Origin of the sequence: Candidatus Uabimicrobium amorphum, from assembly GCF_009002475.1 — a bacterium.
Classification (GTDB): Bacteria; Planctomycetota; Uabimicrobiia; order Uabimicrobiales; family Uabimicrobiaceae; genus Uabimicrobium; species Uabimicrobium amorphum.
Genome location: NZ_AP019860.1, coordinates 1,214,929 through 1,231,160, shown reverse-complemented (window position 1 = coordinate 1,231,160; position 16,232 = coordinate 1,214,929). Strand labels below are relative to the sequence as shown.

At 38.2% G+C, this 16,232-nt stretch carries 17 protein-coding genes; 7 read left to right on the top strand and 10 right to left on the bottom strand.

Going from position 1 to position 16,232, the window contains the following annotated elements:
- Positions 1–7: 7 nt before the first annotated feature.
- The 10 genes from UABAM_RS04290 to UABAM_RS04245 form a co-directional block, all read right to left on the bottom strand.
- The gene (locus UABAM_RS04290; protein WP_151966765.1) at positions 8–403 is read right to left on the bottom strand and encodes a hypothetical protein; all 396 of its coding nucleotides are present in this window, start codon (positions 401–403) and stop codon (positions 8–10) included.
- A gap of 13 nt (positions 404–416) precedes the next feature.
- Positions 417–1,544, bottom strand: coding sequence for a coiled-coil domain-containing protein (locus tag UABAM_RS04285; protein ID WP_151966764.1), 1,128 nt, complete (start codon positions 1,542–1,544; stop codon positions 417–419).
- 8 nt (positions 1,545–1,552) lie between these two features.
- Positions 1,553–2,263: a hypothetical protein gene (locus UABAM_RS04280; protein WP_151966763.1), complete on the bottom strand. Its 711-nt coding sequence runs from the start codon at positions 2,261–2,263 to the stop codon at positions 1,553–1,555.
- Positions 2,264–2,388: 125 nt separating this feature from the next.
- A complete protein-coding gene (locus UABAM_RS04275) occupies positions 2,389–2,781 on the bottom strand; it encodes a hypothetical protein (RefSeq protein ID WP_151966762.1) in 393 nt (130 codons plus the stop codon).
- Positions 2,782–2,831: 50 nt separating this feature from the next.
- Positions 2,832–3,107 carry a hypothetical protein gene (locus UABAM_RS04270; protein ID WP_151966761.1) on the bottom strand — a complete coding sequence of 92 codons (276 nt, stop codon included), beginning with the start codon at positions 3,105–3,107 and terminating at the stop codon, positions 2,832–2,834.
- Positions 3,108–3,181: 74 nt separating this feature from the next.
- Complete coding sequence (locus UABAM_RS04265) at positions 3,182–4,579, bottom strand: hypothetical protein (protein ID WP_151966760.1); 1,398 nt, start codon at positions 4,577–4,579, stop codon at positions 3,182–3,184.
- Positions 4,580–4,591: 12 nt separating this feature from the next.
- A complete protein-coding gene (locus UABAM_RS04260; RefSeq protein ID WP_151966759.1) occupies positions 4,592–5,173 on the bottom strand; it encodes an OmpH family outer membrane protein in 582 nt (193 codons plus the stop codon).
- A gap of 180 nt (positions 5,174–5,353) precedes the next feature.
- Positions 5,354–5,755 (bottom strand): methylmalonyl-CoA epimerase, encoded by a 402-nt coding sequence (gene mce, locus UABAM_RS04255; protein ID WP_151966758.1) that lies wholly within the window; start codon positions 5,753–5,755, stop codon positions 5,354–5,356.
- Positions 5,752–6,294 (bottom strand): GNAT family N-acetyltransferase, encoded by a 543-nt coding sequence (locus UABAM_RS04250; protein WP_151966757.1) that lies wholly within the window; start codon positions 6,292–6,294, stop codon positions 5,752–5,754. Before UABAM_RS04250 ends, mce begins: the two co-directional genes overlap by 4 nt.
- A 37-nt stretch (positions 6,295–6,331) precedes the next feature.
- On the bottom strand, positions 6,332–7,651 hold the full coding sequence (locus UABAM_RS04245) for an MATE family efflux transporter (protein WP_173013127.1): 1,320 nt from the start codon (positions 7,649–7,651) through the stop codon (positions 6,332–6,334).
- A gap of 369 nt (positions 7,652–8,020) precedes the next feature.
- On the opposite strand from UABAM_RS04245, the gene UABAM_RS04240 reads away from it, so the two are divergent.
- The 7 genes from UABAM_RS04240 (at position 8,021) to UABAM_RS04210 (ending at position 15,998) form a co-directional block, all read left to right on the top strand.
- On the top strand, positions 8,021–8,956 hold the full coding sequence (locus UABAM_RS04240) for a hypothetical protein (protein WP_151966755.1): 936 nt from the start codon (positions 8,021–8,023) through the stop codon (positions 8,954–8,956).
- Positions 8,957–9,035: 79 nt separating this feature from the next.
- Complete coding sequence (locus tag UABAM_RS04235) at positions 9,036–9,830, top strand: hypothetical protein (protein WP_151966754.1); 795 nt, start codon at positions 9,036–9,038, stop codon at positions 9,828–9,830.
- Positions 9,831–9,916: 86 nt separating this feature from the next.
- A complete protein-coding gene (locus UABAM_RS04230; protein ID WP_151966753.1) occupies positions 9,917–11,746 on the top strand; it encodes a hypothetical protein in 1,830 nt (609 codons plus the stop codon).
- Between the two features lie 212 nt (positions 11,747–11,958).
- Positions 11,959–13,209, top strand: coding sequence for a hypothetical protein (locus UABAM_RS04225; protein WP_151966752.1), 1,251 nt, complete (start codon positions 11,959–11,961; stop codon positions 13,207–13,209).
- Positions 13,210–13,330: 121 nt separating this feature from the next.
- Complete coding sequence (locus UABAM_RS04220) at positions 13,331–14,020, top strand: hypothetical protein (RefSeq protein ID WP_151966751.1); 690 nt, start codon at positions 13,331–13,333, stop codon at positions 14,018–14,020.
- A gap of 1 nt (position 14,021) precedes the next feature.
- Positions 14,022–14,786 carry a hypothetical protein gene (locus UABAM_RS04215; RefSeq protein WP_151966750.1) on the top strand — a complete coding sequence of 255 codons (765 nt, stop codon included), beginning with the start codon at positions 14,022–14,024 and terminating at the stop codon, positions 14,784–14,786.
- 501 nt (positions 14,787–15,287) lie between these two features.
- A complete protein-coding gene (locus UABAM_RS04210) occupies positions 15,288–15,998 on the top strand; it encodes a hypothetical protein (protein ID WP_151966749.1) in 711 nt (236 codons plus the stop codon).
- The last annotated feature ends 234 nt before the right edge of the window (positions 15,999–16,232 follow it).

The window sequence follows — 16,232 nt, the reverse complement described above, 5'->3', positions numbered from 1 at the left end:
TTAGTCGTTATTTCGGTAATTGGTCTGCGGATATTTTTTTCTCGGAAAATACCACATCGGCCTTATCCACTATTTTTTTAATACCTACATGGAATTTGTTGGTAATTTTCTCTTGCACAAAAAATAGATCGATACTTCGATCTTTCTCTTTTGCAGCGGTAATAGTTTCGCGGAAACGGTCTTCGTTGATTTCGTTTTTACCTTGGTAAATTTTGTCATCGCAAAAGTAAAACGATAGTTCATTTGTTGTTGGTTGGATGGCGTTTGTTCCCCATCCGAGTTGCCCGTTGCCACTGAAGGCGATAATTCCAAAATGGTGTAGAAAATACATTGTACCAACGAAAAATGCTACAAAGGTGAATAGCACTAATTTTTTCAACATACTTTTTTTCTTCTTTGCCATAATACATTCCTCACTATTCTGGCTTATTAGGTAAGAGGTGAACATCGTATATTACTTTCATTTCTTTCAATTCTTTTTCCAACCACTCACGACTAACGAGTATCGAATCGGGTTCCATTAGAACTAAGAAAATACTTCTGCTAGGATCAATGTGCACAGAGCGTGGAATGGTCTTTTCCAAAAAATTTACCAGTTCTTCTTCGGAATTACACTTTAAGCTCTCCGTGCTACCCCCGTTCGTAATAGAGAATTGATTGTCCTCTTTGATTGTCACCTCAAATATATTGTAATTTTTTTTCAGAACCTGCGCGCGTTGATAAATTTTTACGATATTGTGGTCGCCAAAGTCTTTCTTGAAGTCCTCCCACATTTTTTCGTATTGTCTTTGCAATGTTTTGTTAAATATTTTCTGATTTTGTATCTCTTCTCTGTTTTTACGAATAAACTCTTCTTGTTCTTGAATTTTTTCGCGTCTTGATTCGAGTTCTTTGCTCAGAGAAGCTTTTTCCTCTTCCAATTCATGAATTTGAGATTGAAAGTTTAGGATTTGTGATTGCAATTTTTTCAGATCTTCATCGAGATTGGCTTTTTGCGCTTGTAGCTTATCTAGCTTATTCTTTAGAGAATTTTTCTCTGCCTCTAAAAGTTCTTTTAATTTTATTCTTTCCGCAACTTCTTGTGCCAACTCGATCTTCTTCTTCGCGAGTTCTTCTTCAACTTCCTCGATTTTGTCTTTTAGCGATTGTTGGTTTTTTGCCAAGGTGTTTTTTTCATCTAACAATGTTTTTTGTTGTGAAAGTAGCTTTTCCATTTTTTTATCAAGCTTGTCCTTGGCAGAAGTAACTTCTTGAACTTTTTTACGCAATTCAGCAACAAACTGTTTGTTTTTTTCCAATTCTTTTCGCAAAGAATCCTCGGATTTATCCTTATCTGCAAGTTGTTTTCTCAGTTCTTTGATCTCTTCTTGCAAAGATTCCTTACTGCGCTTCATCATGTCAACTTGCTCATTTAGCTCTTGGTGTTTTTTTTTCCCGCGTTCAATTTCACTTTCTGCGACTTCCGACTGGCTACCAATTACCACAAATAATATCACGAAAAGTACATCAATAAGCGGTGTTAAGTTCACAATTCCTCTACGCATAGGCTTTCCTAATCAATAAAGTGCTCCATGGAAATTTCTTGAGTTGTTGCTAAAGGCTTTTCTGCATCTAAAAGCTGAGGCCATCTTTTTAACCAATCTTCCAAAAGACGAAAACCTTCATAACTTGTCATGATTTTTTCCAGTGAATTTTGTTGTTCATTGAAATAATCGAACAAAGCCAAAGTCTCAGCCTCGTGAGTTTTCTTGAGATTGATGAGGTAAGATAAAGCAAAAATCGTACTCGAAGCGGCTAAAAAGAAACCAATACCATTGACATTAAATGAAAATTGGTTGGTAAAAAATGAAATGGCAAAACCCACTAGGGTACCTATGATTCCCATAAAAGGTAGCGTTTCGATTTCCACGCGACCACGTTCAAGTAAGTGATATATCTCTTCTTTTTTTTCCAACAGTTTGCGTTGCAGGGTAATACTTTTGCTTTGTTTATTTGGTTGGACGCGCAAATTGTTATAAAGTTCCCAAATAGCGATGCGCATTTGGCGATCTTGTAGTCCAGGATTACATACACTTTGTCCTGCGGATTCTACACCCAAGATGATTTCGGTATAGAGTTCACTTTCAGATTTCAAACGTTTTTTTACTTCTTTAAAATCTTTGGCACTTTTTTTGGCGAAATAGCGAATAAATGCCAAAGTAATCATAACAACCACTAGATTCACAATCAAATCTAGTGGTATAATAAAAACTAGTAAGTTCATTGATTTGTGACGAAGTTTTTAACCTCGTATCCTTCTCTGGAGTAAATACTACTGACTCTTTCTTGCTTGTAAGTCATAATGATGAAATGATAAAAATTTTGTTAAACACTATAGCAACCTTGTAACTATAGCTGTCCGAACAGCTTTAATTTTTGCTGCTCCTCTTCTGTTAATTTAATCTTGGAAGATTTTTCTCTCTTTTTTGTTGTTCGCGGTTTTATATCATCAAGAAATTCACGAACATAGCGCTTTGTGGTACCAGATACGTTTTGGTCGTCCATTTCTTGGTTCAACATTTTTTTGCGAAGATTTTCCCAGAGTTCCTGTATTTTTTCGTCGGCCTCTACGGTCGTAACTTTTTCGGAGTCGACGTCTTTAATAAATACATCAATAAGATCATTGACATTGGAATCCTGTTTTTCTTCGGGGTTTTCTAATTGATTCAGAAAATCTTCCGCAAGATCTTCAACTCGCGCAACGTAGGCAAGGCGTTCTTTTTTTGATTCAGAATTTTCCATAAAAACCTACTTTTTAAATGAGTTCAAACTTATTGTCAAATCAAACAGTATTACTTATCTTCATTGGCCAATTTTAGCTTATCTTCTTCGTCTTTACTTAGTACAAATTCTTTTGTACTTTTATGAGTACTTTCGGTCTTTTGCTCTACTGCTTTTTCCTGATTTTCTGAAAGCTTCCCCGAAAATAATTTTACGTCTTTTTTGCTTTTTGTGATTGATTTTCCTTCGTCTTGTCCGTCACTATCTTTGAGTTCATCTAGAAAATTGAACAAAATTTTTCGTGTGGAAGCTCCAATATTGTATATGTCCTTGTCCTTATCTACCATTAATATCTCCTCTTATTATATAACTTACCAATGGTTGTACTTCAATTGTCGCCTATCTTTTTGCGTTTTTCAAGTTAAAAATAGGTGGAAAAAGACGCTTGAATCCGACCAACCCAATCTTCATCGCCATCCACAAATTTACGAATATGATTGTACTCGATTTTGAAAACAGACTTTTCAATAGGACGAAAGTTGATTCCCAATGTGTAGATGCTCTGATCATCTAGTTCAGATGCCCCTTTTTGTGACGAATCAAACTGTAAATGATCATAGCGAAGAGAAAGAGCAAATTGACTTTCATCGTTGAAGAAAATACTTTGTCCACGCCACTCTTCGGGGAAGAAAAAGTAACTCACTTGGATATAATGCCCCGACATAAACGAAGCTATTTGAGGAAATAGGTTGATAATACGATCATCGTTTTCAATGTCGAATTGAGCGTATTCTCCGGAAACTTCGATGTAATCCTGTTCTCCAATGAGAGAAAAACTACCCATGCGTAAATTTCCATCTAGTGCTAAACCAATATACTGGTTATTGCCATTGTCATCAAATTCTCCTGCGACTCCTGATACACCAAAAACTAATCCAAGTGGCAAAAGAGAAAGTTGTGGAATGAAACCAATACGTCCGCTAAATTGTTTGTCGGCATTGTTATCTACGTTAAAATCTTGACGTGCATCGCGGTTACCATTGACAATGTCAAAACCACCTTCCCCTAAACCATTTGATATCAAAAACTCATATGTCAAAGTCAAAGGGAAAAAATTATTGAGTTGTCCGTAAATAGAAATTCCCGGTTCCGACCATACTGTGGGAATTAAAAATTCATTTACTAGTGGAATAGAAGTCAACTCATTTCCTGGTGGTGGATAAAAAGAGTTAAACTGACCAAAAGGAACTAAAATCAAACCCAGTTTGATATTAAATTCTGGAGAAAGTAATATGTTAAAGTGCGCATAGTTAATTTCTAAATCGACATCGTCCTCAATAGCAATTTCCGATTGGAAACTCAGCCAATCACTAATAGAAGAACGCATACGCAAAGCAAACCGTGAGAAAATAAACTGTGGATCTTGCTTCTCTTCTGCTAAAAAAATAAGCTCACCGTATCCTCCTATTTCCAAATGTGAATTTAAAACTTTTAGATAATATGTTTGGTCGCGATTATATGATAATTCGTCTTCTAGTTCCTGAATAATTTCTTCGTAAGCAGGTGTTTTCGGAGTGGTTATTTTTTGAGTGTTTTTTTCGATGGTTTTTTGTTGGGTGCGTATAATTTCTTGAAGATTTGTCAGCTCTTCACTCATTTTTTCGACTTGCTTTTCGAGCTTTTTCACTTTTTCTTCAAGGCTTTGCTCTTGAGCATATACAGACGAAAACAGCAAGAGTATCAACAAATGAAAAAAGGCAAATTTGCAAAGTCGAAAAAATCCCTCATCTATTCGCATTTTTTTTTGCTCTTTTCTCATTTGCAGAATCCATTATTTATTGAGTAATTTAACAATACCTTTTGTCACGTCTAAACTGTTTTTCCAGTACAAAACATTGCGCATATCAATCTTTTGTTTTACTTGCGCAGGATCTTGTGCACCAAAAAAATCAGCTTCTTCTATTTTTAAAATGAGTGCAAAGTTATTGTCTTTGGCGTACTTTTCAATTGCTTTAGCAATGTCATGGTATACCATTTCCGTACTGTTACGCAGTTTTAATGCCATAAAGTATTTGGCGCGTTCCGACTGATTTTTCGCTTTGAAAGCCGTTTCGGCCAATTCATTTTCATATCGTTGGCGAATAGCACTTCCTGCACGATAAAGAGGTATTTTTTCTTTGAGCTTTTTTGCTTTTTCCTCTAATTTTTTGATAATAAGAGTTTCTTGTTGGTATTGCTGACGAACTTTTTCTTTTTCTTCCTTCGCCTTGGTGTATTGACTGAATATCTCAGGTATGTTGACAAAACCTACTTTAAAACTTGTGTTCGCCTCTACATTGTTGTTGTTCGACAGTTGTACAACCACAAAAGATGTTAGCAGAAGAATCACGATATATAATATATGTTGTCGCATGTTTATTCCTTTAATTCTCTATCTACAACTTACATTGCCCGCATCTGTCATGCACAAATGTCGCGCAAATAATTTGGAGTAATAGAATATATCAATTACCCGTAAAAGACAATAAAAAAAGTACTATTTCTACTATGAATTATTTGTCATTTTACACGAATGTCAAGCGCAAAATAGACGTTATTCTTCACTACACAGTTCTGTCAAAACACCAAAAGTCGATTTAGGATGCATAAAAGCAATTTGTTTGTTGTCGGCCCCCATTTGTGGCGTCTCATTGATAAGTCTAATGTCTTGTTTTTTTGCGTTATCTAAGTCTTCTTTAATATTGTCGGAATGATACGCAACATGATGAATACCTTGTCCTTTTTTTGCAATAAATTTTGCAATAGGACTTTCATCACTGGTTGCTTCAAGGAGCTCTATGCGAATTTCTCCGGCCTGGAACATCGCCACTTTCACTTGTTGGTTTTCCACCTCTTCTTCTCCGAGAAATGGAAGCCCCAATACATCGCGGTAGTAAGCAACTTGCTCTGCGATACTCTTCACCGCGATACCAATATGGTCTACTTTTTTTATCATTGGTCTTCTCCATTTAATTCAATTTCGTACAAAACGTGACGACACAAACGATGATCTTTATCTAACGCCGGGTGATCAAAGTCTTTAATATATCTCATGCCTAATTTTTCCATAACACGCCGCGAACCTACATTATCAGGTACGGTGAATGACACCACTCGCTCTAAATTTAGAGCATCACGCGCGTATTTGAGTACTCTCTTTGCGCCTTCGGTCGCCAGTCCCTGTCCCCAGTATTTACGGGCAAGACGCCAACCAATTTCCACACAAGGAGTGAAATCGCAAGAGAACGAAGGAATAGAAAGTCCTACAAAACCGATAAACACTCCATCGTGTTTATGCTCACAAGCAAAAAGCCCAAAACCGTACTTTGCAAAATGACTTTCAATCCGCGAGATGAATGCATCGTTTTCTTCTCTTGACAACGTACCAGGCAAAAATCTTACTACCTCAGAATCGTTATTTATATCAAAAAATGGCGCGTAATCTTCTTTTTTCCACGATCTTAAAATTAAACGTTCGCTAAAAAAATGATGCATATCATCTCCTAAACTGTTCATCCCGTCAAAATTTAAGTTACACTTTTATATTTTGCCATGTTCCGCGATGCCAAACAATAGCGAAAACGACACTCTGTAGTCCGCGATAGCCAGCTTGGCAAGCCCAAATACCCAATAAGCCAAATCCAGCAACAGGACCGATATAATACGCGAGAGGTAAGAACAAAACCCACTGCGCGATAAAGGAAACGATCATTACCGTACGACTTGCGCCTGCTCCCAGTAATGCGTTCATGAGCACCAAGCCGATGGCTTCAAAACCAATCGTCGCTCCTACTAATATCATGGGAATGCGTGCTAACTCTACTGTTTGAGGGTTGATAATAAATACCGATAGAATTTGCTTGGGAGCGATCCACATCGGAAGCCCAAGTATGAATAAAACCATACAACCGATTTTTGTCACGTCCCATCCCCATTGTTTTGCATCGGGAAGATCTTTTCTTCCCAAAGCTTGCCCGACAAGAGTGGCCGCCGAAATTCCGAAAGCAATTCCTGGTAGTATGCACACTAAGGTGACGTTTAGAAGTACTGTTGCGGCGGCAACTTCGGCTTTACCAACTAAACCGATAATCCAAAAAGTAGCAACAAAACCTGCTGCAAACGCCAATTGTTGTAAACCATTTGGGACAGACAATCGCACAAGAGAGCGAAAGGTTTGCGAATCTGGTTTTCGTTTGAGGAAGCCATTTTCACGCGCATAACGCCAACCAAGAACGAAGTAACACAATGTTCCTAGGGCCGTGGAAATTGCTGTAGCAAGACCTGCGCCTACTACCCCCAGTTCTGGAGCCCCAAAATTCCCAAAGATCAAAACGTAATTGAGAAAAATATTGGTACTATGCATTATAATGAGTGTTGACATATACAAGCGCGAAAGATCTACCCCATTCCAGTAACCGCGAAAAGCATAATTCGTCCCCACAAATACAATCACCCAAATGCGAATTTGTATGTATGGCACTCCTTGCGCAATGACATCGGGATCTGAATTTAGATACGGGTACAAACTCTCTACAATGAAGTACAATACTGTAGACAAAGGAATACCCGCGAGCACAACCAGCATGATACCACCATTAAGAGGTGTCGCCATCTCATCTTCGCGACCTTCTCCTTTGCGTCTTGCGGCAATCGCTTGTACACCTGTAGAAATTCCCAAAATGATAGCCTGGCACATAAACATCGCAAATCCACCTAGGCCAACTGCCGCTAGTGCCGCGTCTCCTAGTTGCCCCACCATCGCAGTATCCACTAAATTTAAAACGTTTTGCGAAATCATTGCCCCTATGATAGGTAGCGACAAACCCAAAATTCTCTTAACTCTTGATTCCATATATTTTACTACCATAAAAAGATTTTGTTTTTAGCAAATTTTGTGACAAAATGTTACAATAGAATAAACTATTTTAAAAGCATAATACCTGATTCTAACGTTTTTGGTGGCGCATTTTTCGCTTTATTTATCTTTTCCAGCATTTATGATGCAAACCACCAACTTCAGCAGAGTCAGCATAATAATAACAAATTTACATTCAACTCTCGCCACTTTTTTATACAAAAGTAACTAACAATGCTATTTGTTCTTGACCTGGACGCTATTCTTACTCTCAGAAAGGAGATGCGAGGTAAAAATAGGTTTCGAATGTACTTGCTTTCAAGTAACGACTCCTTCTTTGATAAACCCAGGTATCCTCGCCACAACATGATGAAAAATGTTATATTACTTTTAATATTTGTTGTACTACTCACAGGTTGTGTTTCACAAAAAGTATTTCGCTACGAAGCAGAGCCACAATCCACAAATGAAACACTCATGAATGCAAACGTCGTTGTGTTGCCTTTTGCCGATAAACGTGGTGATAACAACACTGACTCTCGAGCCATTACTCTTGTTCCTTTGATGTTGTGGGGAGCACAAAACTTTGATGTTCCCGAAAAAGCACAATGGAGAACAAGTGAAAGCCAATGGTGGTTTATTGGTGGGCATCGCGTAGCAGAACATCACACTGGTGCTAACAAAAAAATTGCTCAGTGGAACCCACGCGAAGACATCGCTCGTGCAACCGCAGATGAGTTGAGTGCAGCAAATGTTTTTACCAAAACATATTACGCTAAATCACCAAAAGGCTCCGATTTAATTCTGCAAGGTGTTATCAATTCAAGTAACTACTACGGCATGTTTTATACCTATGGTTTTTCTGTTTTAAGCCCTATTTTTTGGACCCTAGGGGCCCCTGTTACTGTGAACAACAATACTCTTGATATTACCCTACAGTTAAAAAATAGAGCTGGTACGGTTATTTGGGAACAAGACTATCGCAAAAAAGGTAGTACTTTTAGCACGATTTACTACATCAGCGAAGACTTTGAATTCAATAACTTACTAAAAGAGGCTCTATTAGAGGCCGCTGAAGATATGCGCGCAGCTTTATCACACATGGAAACGCCGGTAAAGGCGAATGTAGATGAAGATGAAGAAGAGGACGACGCACCAATTCCCGGCATGGGAGAGCAAAGCATCGAAGACGATGAAGGTCCGCAAGGAGAAGACTTAGATAGTCTATTACAAAATCTCGATGCCACAGACGAAGAAAAAGATGCCTTGGGTGACATATTAAACGGTTTAGATGAAGAATAATCTTGTTATTTTGGACATTCTAATGAATGTCCAAAATTTCCCGCTCAAACGACCATTACGAAATTCTAGAGGAGAATTTATGTTCCGCAAATTTTCAATCTGCCTCATTGTTTTACTTTCTATCTTACTTACAGGATGTTTAAAGCAATTTTATTCTCTCAAATTTAACGCTGATCTTTCCGGAACTTATGCGATAAGAACGAAAATAGATTTAGCAAAGATCGCTGGTTTTGCTTATAGTTACTTGGAGAAAGCAGACAAACGTAAACTAAGGGGAGCAACCCCAGAGCAGTTTAAGCAAATTTTTATGCTACAGTCAAAGCAAGCCAAGCTCGATCAAGAAAAACAAAATATCATGAAGGCACTTCCCGAAGGCGTCCAGCTCGTTGAAATGAAAAACCGTGTACAAGGGGAGACGATGGTTGTCGATATGAAATTTGAATTCAACAGTGTCGAAGCCCTAGTAAAAATGAATGACCTCGATATTTCCGCAACAGAACTCGCCAAAAAATACATTGCACAAATGGGTGGCGGTGCCGGAAGGATACCAGGCGGAATGGGTGGAAAACAAGGTTTGGAGTTCAAACTCGACATCGAAAGAAAAGGTGACTATCTCATCGTTCAACAACAAGAAGGTGAAGGACAACCATACCCACGCGACCAATTGCGTATGATGGAAGGTGTAGCACCTGGCCTGACCCAAGCATTCGAAGAGTCTTTCGCACAACTTTCCTTAAGACTACCTAAAGGTTACAAGTCGATCAAAAGTAATGCCCAAAAAGTCAAGAAGGCGAAGCATTACTGGAAAAAATCGTATTTGCCTAAAGAAGGCTCAAAAAACGAACGCGTATATGCGAAATTAAAGAAAAAATAGTTATAATTTATCTAAGTTCCCGCGCATTTTGTGGGAACTTTCCCACACTTTCTAGCTACTTCTGCTGTAAAGAAGGATAAAAACATATGGCGTCTATTACTTGCAAAAAGTGTAACGTAGCATATTCCGATGAAGCCAAAAAATGTCCCAAATGTCAATACCCTACTGAAATGAACGATCCCTTCATGTGGTTTGAAGACGACCAAAGCAAAACTACCGAAGATACAGTAGTTGATCGTTACCGCGCCACAGAAGTTGAAGATGCTGCGGAAACTTTTACTGATGAAGCCTATATTGGTGACGACTACGAAGCAACTGTTGTACAGGACATTGAAGAGGACTACTACGAAGACTCCGTTGTCGAAACAGAAGATAACAAAGTATACGAAGTACCAGAAGTTATGCCCGATGTTTATGAAATGTCGGAAAGTGAAATGTCGGAAAATGAAATGTCGGAAAGTGACTATGATGTATATGAAGTATCAGAAATAGAGCAAATGCCTGATAGCTACATTGAAGATATTCCCGATGAAGAGGAATTTGAAGAGGACTCGTGGTACGATGATGAAGAAGCGGATATATACGAAGATTCGCAAATTGATTTGGACTCGGGCAATCGCAGTGATATAAATCCCAATGCTTGGTCGGAAGAAGAAGACCTCAGTGAGAATCAGCAATTCGACGAATCGGTTGCAGAAAATGAGAAAGTAAGTCGTTGTAAGTGCCCACGTTGTCATTCCACCCACCGTTTTTTACCTATTAGCAATCAATATCACTATGAGAAAATATGCGAAGTATGTCGCGAACCTTTTCGCTTTAGCCTATTTACACTCATCGGAGAAATCACCAAAGAAAACGGTTCTTCCATTGACTATCACTGGCAACTCCAAGCTCAAAGCAAAGAAAAAGTCCACTTTTCCGTTAAAGAAAAAATTGACATAGAGGAAAACGACAAAGTAATTTTGGTTTATGGTACAGATCTGAAGTCAAAAGAAGAAAAATTATCGATCATCGCCACTCTACAAGGAAAATTCTTTATTGTAGAAAACATAAAACGTCAACACGACATTCGTGGTGCGATCACTGCTGCCGTTCTTGTCCCCTTGCTTTTTATTTTTGCTTATTTTTTACACGACGCACCAGAATTACCACAGACCAATCTCGCCAATAGCACCATAACATCAAAGAGTACAAATACACAAAATACAAATACACAAAAAACTCAAAAAAACACCTCATCGGGGAAGAATAAGACCCCTCAGGAAAAAAATATACAACTTGCCATTAAGCCAAAAATATATGCCAAAAATGGTTATATCTATGTTTTAGGCCAAACAAATCTACCTAGTGGCACACAACTCGACATCAATATCCATAAAGAGTATGGAAAAAAAGTAGGCAAGGCCACGGCAATTGTACACAATGAAACTTTTCAAGCACTAAAAATTCCGCAAACCGTCACCGCCGGATCTGATGGTCAAAAAGAGCAGCAATTACACAGCGGAGTTGTTATTGTCACCTTGTATTGTGACCTATACACTAGCGGCAAAGAAAAAAGTGTCTATAAGAAGTTAAAACCTTATGTAGGAAAATACATAAAAAAACAAAAACGTTCTCGTGGATACAGTAAAATTCTCGAATTGAAGAGAAAAGTTGTGGTGAGTACGGTCAATGAAAAAAAAGAACGCGAACAATACAAATTGCAACGGTGGACAGTCAAGGATCTTTCCGCTAGTAAAAAGTGGAATGCCAATTACTACGTACGAAAACTCGGTGCATACATCAAATACGATCCCACCAAGGGAGACAAAAATGTCATACAGTGCTTTTATTTTCCTAAAGCCAACATCACTTTGGTGAGCAATCTGTTTACGGGAACAGTCGTTGCATGGCGTCTCGGTAAACAAAGCGAGTAGTTTGTATTTATATAAGTAGCACGGCAACATAATCCTACGCAACTTTTATCAAAAATAAAAACCACAGAGCAGGAGTTTCAGTAATTAGCTAAAGATTAGAATTAACAGAAGAAAGAAGAAAGGAGAGTGATGCAACTGTTTTAATTTAATATAATTAGGGGAATTCAAAATTCAAAAATTCAAAAATTAGTTTCCTTTTTAAGGATATAAAAATGGAAACAGGAATTCCCCTGATAGATAGAGTACAAGAAATATATCCGTGGTACAAGAGTGAAGAGTATAAAAAATTGGAAGAAAGATATGGTACGAGAGTAAAAGAAACTCTAAATGAACTGATACTTTATCCAATATTTCAATTTGATAGTATTAATGATATTTCACAAACGTTACAAAAGAACAAAAACAAATATTATGATCTTTTGAAAGACAAAGATGTCGATTGGTGGCAACTAATCAAAGAAATAAGCTTTGGGCTATTAGTAACGTTCTTAAAAAAATACAGAAGCAAAAAAGAGAAATCGTCAAAGAGTCGTTGGAAAATAAGACTAATTTTAGACAGCACGATAATAAAACGCTGGGGAAGAAAAATGGCATATACATTTAACGTGTACAATCCAACAGATAGGTGCTACATGCATGCGCAAAAATTGTTATTTTTTGCTGTATGCGTAGGAAAAGATAAATTCATTTTTCCTTTAGCCCCCACTTTTATTACATCGAAACAGCACCCTAATCATGTAAGTCCAAAAGTGCAAATAAAACAGATGCTTTTAGAATTAAATAATTATGTACATGCCAACGGTCTTACTCTTGATGGGGTGCGCATGGTTACCGACTCGGAATACTCCATCATTGAAGTTATGAAACTAGCAAAGCAACTTGGTCTTGAATTCTATGGAGCATTAAAGTCTTCGTGGGTTGTTAATATCGATTCTGTTGATACTCATGTTTTAGAACTTAAGAATGGTTGTATTCCTAAGCCTCCGAAGCATAGTCATTCGATCGGTTTGTACTATCGTTTAAATGCATCGCATAACATTCTCGGCGATATTGCTCTGTTAATTAAACCCTACTTTTGCCCATTTACTCGTCGGCTTAAATATTCTGTTTTTCTCTCTTCTAACCCCAATGTTAACTCTAATGTTATACATCAAGAGCATTCTGTTAGATGGAAGATCGAAAACATGTTTCGCGACTTTAAGCATGTTCTTGCCATTGCTTCTTATCATGGAACTTATCATGTCGCACAAAATGCTTCTTTTGCCATCAGTTCTTTACGTTTTATTTTTGCTCGTCTTTCTTTGAAAGTTGCTGCTCTTTCTCCTTCTTTGCGTTGGAATATCAAAAATACTAAATTTACTCTTACTAAACTTTCTCGTTATATTCGAGATCATTATTTTCTTGATTCTAAATCATTTAAATTAAAACGGTTGCAGTACTCTCCCCTTTCTTCTGTTAGGTAACTCCTACTTATCCGACTACTACGGAAACTTCTGCAGAGATTACAGAGAAATATTTACAGTCGATGTTTGTCATTTCCATTTCTGTCCATCTTTGTGGTTTTTTATTTCATAGGGAGTTTTTATGAGAAAAAGCTTTTTACTCTTGAGCATCGCTATTTTCCTTTTAGAGTCACCGATATATGCAGGTATGCCTTCTATAACAATAGGTTACATGACCTCCTTGCGCATCGAAGCGATCTCATTTTTCCTTTTTGTTTTTCTCGTCAGTACCTGGATTTTCAAGTATCTGTGGAACTCTGTATTTGTCGAGATGGCCAATTTACCTAAAGTAACCTACATGCGCGCGCTAGGTATGATGATATTGTGGGGTATGTTATTTAACTTAATTCTCACCATGATTTCAGGAGCACGAGAGTTGATGACCCCAGGAGCCTGGGAGCCAACGGGCATTACCTACAAACTAAAAAATAACGATAAAAAACTTTCCACAGAAGATCGTCTTGCACATATGCAGCAACTCAGCAGAACGCTTGTCGACTATGCAAAGAAAAACAATAATATGTTTCCGCTGAATAACTTTGACAGTGACATCCCTCAAGAACTTTGGAAACTACCTCAAAGCGAAGTACGCTATAAATACATCAGTGGTGTTTATTTCGATAAATCCAAACAACTCATTTTGTTGTACGAACCTGAATTTGTCGGAAATAAACGTTATGTTATGTTATCGAGTGGTGATATCAAACTCATGAGCACGCGTGATATCAAAGCAAGTTTCCAAGACGAAATAGATCGTTACAATGAGAGATAATATGGCCGAAAACGACAAAAAGAAACTTCATCCACTATTACGAATTGCCAGAGTAGTATTGGTCATTTTTTTCATCGGACTAGTGTTGTTCGACGAACTCATTTTGAAATTCGTGTTTGGATGGGTTGTTTTCCTTAAACGCGTGGCCCCACAAGTCAGCGTCAACATCGATATATTGTCTCAAGCGATTATCGCCGTTTTACTACTTCTAGTCGGTGGGCACTCGTTACTCAAGTGGATCTACGAACACCGCACGCAAAAAAAATGGCGTAAAAAATGGACCGTTGCTTTGCTATCCATAGCTATCCTACTATTTATAAGTGGTACAGCAAGCGTAGGTGTGGTTACTTTTGGAGAAAAGACCGCACAACACGGCATAACGAGCGGTTACCTATCTTACAGCTATGATTATAACTTGCGTATCGACGGAATGAGCGTACTTGGAGACCCAAAAATTGACGACTATATGGAAATCATCTACGAAAAACTACGCGAACTTTCCTTACACAACAGCGATAAACCAAAAAACTTGTTTCGCTCTATTTACGAAAATTTTCAGTATATATGCGTTATTTCGCGGGACCACTCATTAGGCGCTGTCATACGTTATCCTATAAAAAACGACGAGATAAAAGAGCACCTTATACTGGTAGCGTATTGGCCCAAAGGACAATTTCAGCAGCAAGAGTTGTACGAAAATATGCCACTGGAAAAGATTATTGCAAGTATCGAAAAGGGAGTTATTTTACCGGGAATTCGTTATTAGATATGAGGTGGTTTTTACTAAGTAAAGGGTATTGTCTTCATATTGGTGCCCTCACCATCAAATAGCAGTATCAGCTTCGCTGAAACCTGCTATTTTCATACCTCTCCCACAGGGAGAGGTGTAATGCTTCTCTTTTGTAAAAAACAAAATTCACTTGATTTGCGAGACATAGCGATGATGTTATGATTTTCTCTAATTGATGCTGAATTTTAGCTGCAACAATACAAAACAATAAAATAAATTAGGACGTGTTACGCCTCTCCCTGTGGGAGAGGCATGAGAATTAAGGCTTTTAGCGAAGCTAAAACCTTAAATTCGATGGTGAGGGCACCAATACGGAAAAAGAATCCCGGCAACAAAACCCACCCAAATCGATGGTGAGGGCACCAATACGAAAAACGAATCCCTAAAACAAAATCCACCCAAGTCGATGGTGAGGGCACCAATACGAAAAACGAATCCCTACAATAAAACCCACCCAACAGAAAGTATAAAAAACTCATGGATGCAGAAGCAAAACAAACAAAAAAAGCAAAAAAATCGAGTATTCCCACAATCATCGTCAGTATTGTTTTATTTATGCTCATAGCAATTATGCTTAGCCCCACTATACTAACACTCCCTGTAGCTATGCTATTCGGGTGGATCTCGTATCCACTACACATTGCCCCAAAGTTCCAAGGCTTTTCCTACGGCATGGCAAAAGGTCTCCTACTGTTCATAGGACTTGTCATTGGCCTACGCCAAATGTTACTATGGGGTAGTAAACGCGACGACGCGGAACGCAAATACTCCTGGAAAAATTGCCTACTTTTCACATGGATGATCATCGTCACCTTTCTCGCAAGCATGGCGGCAATGGGAATTCTCCACCAAGCCGCATGGCTATCTCGCGATGGCTTACAAGTGACCAACTCTTCCAGTATACCTTTCGCTCTCGCAACAAGCCGTATACTTCACAGTCCTAACGAAAAAGATGCTTGGAAACATCTTCAACATACGCAGAGAAAATGGCCAGAACACCAGTTCATCTACATACCCAACAAAAAGTTACCGGTGGTTGTGATCATTCCTGTTCCCGATGGACGGCACTACCCAGGCACCACGGCAATCAAAGTATATAGCAAGAACGGTCGTTATACTTTTCATGAGCTATCTGCCGAAGAAGTCGTTACCTCTCTCAAAAGTGGGATTATGCCTCCCGAGAAATAATTACGACCTAAAATTTGCATTTTCTTTCATCATGTATTACACTTAAAAAGTGTCAATTACATTTGACTTTACTACAAATCACAAAACACCATCCCATCCAGGAGCTGTGATGTTCGTTTACAATTTCGTCTAATTCCTTTCACGATCATTTTTATTCTATTTTTATGATGATTTGTGAAAGGATAAAGGTTACCTCTTGTCGTCTTTTCTCCGCTACTGTGTAAGTAGCCAAAA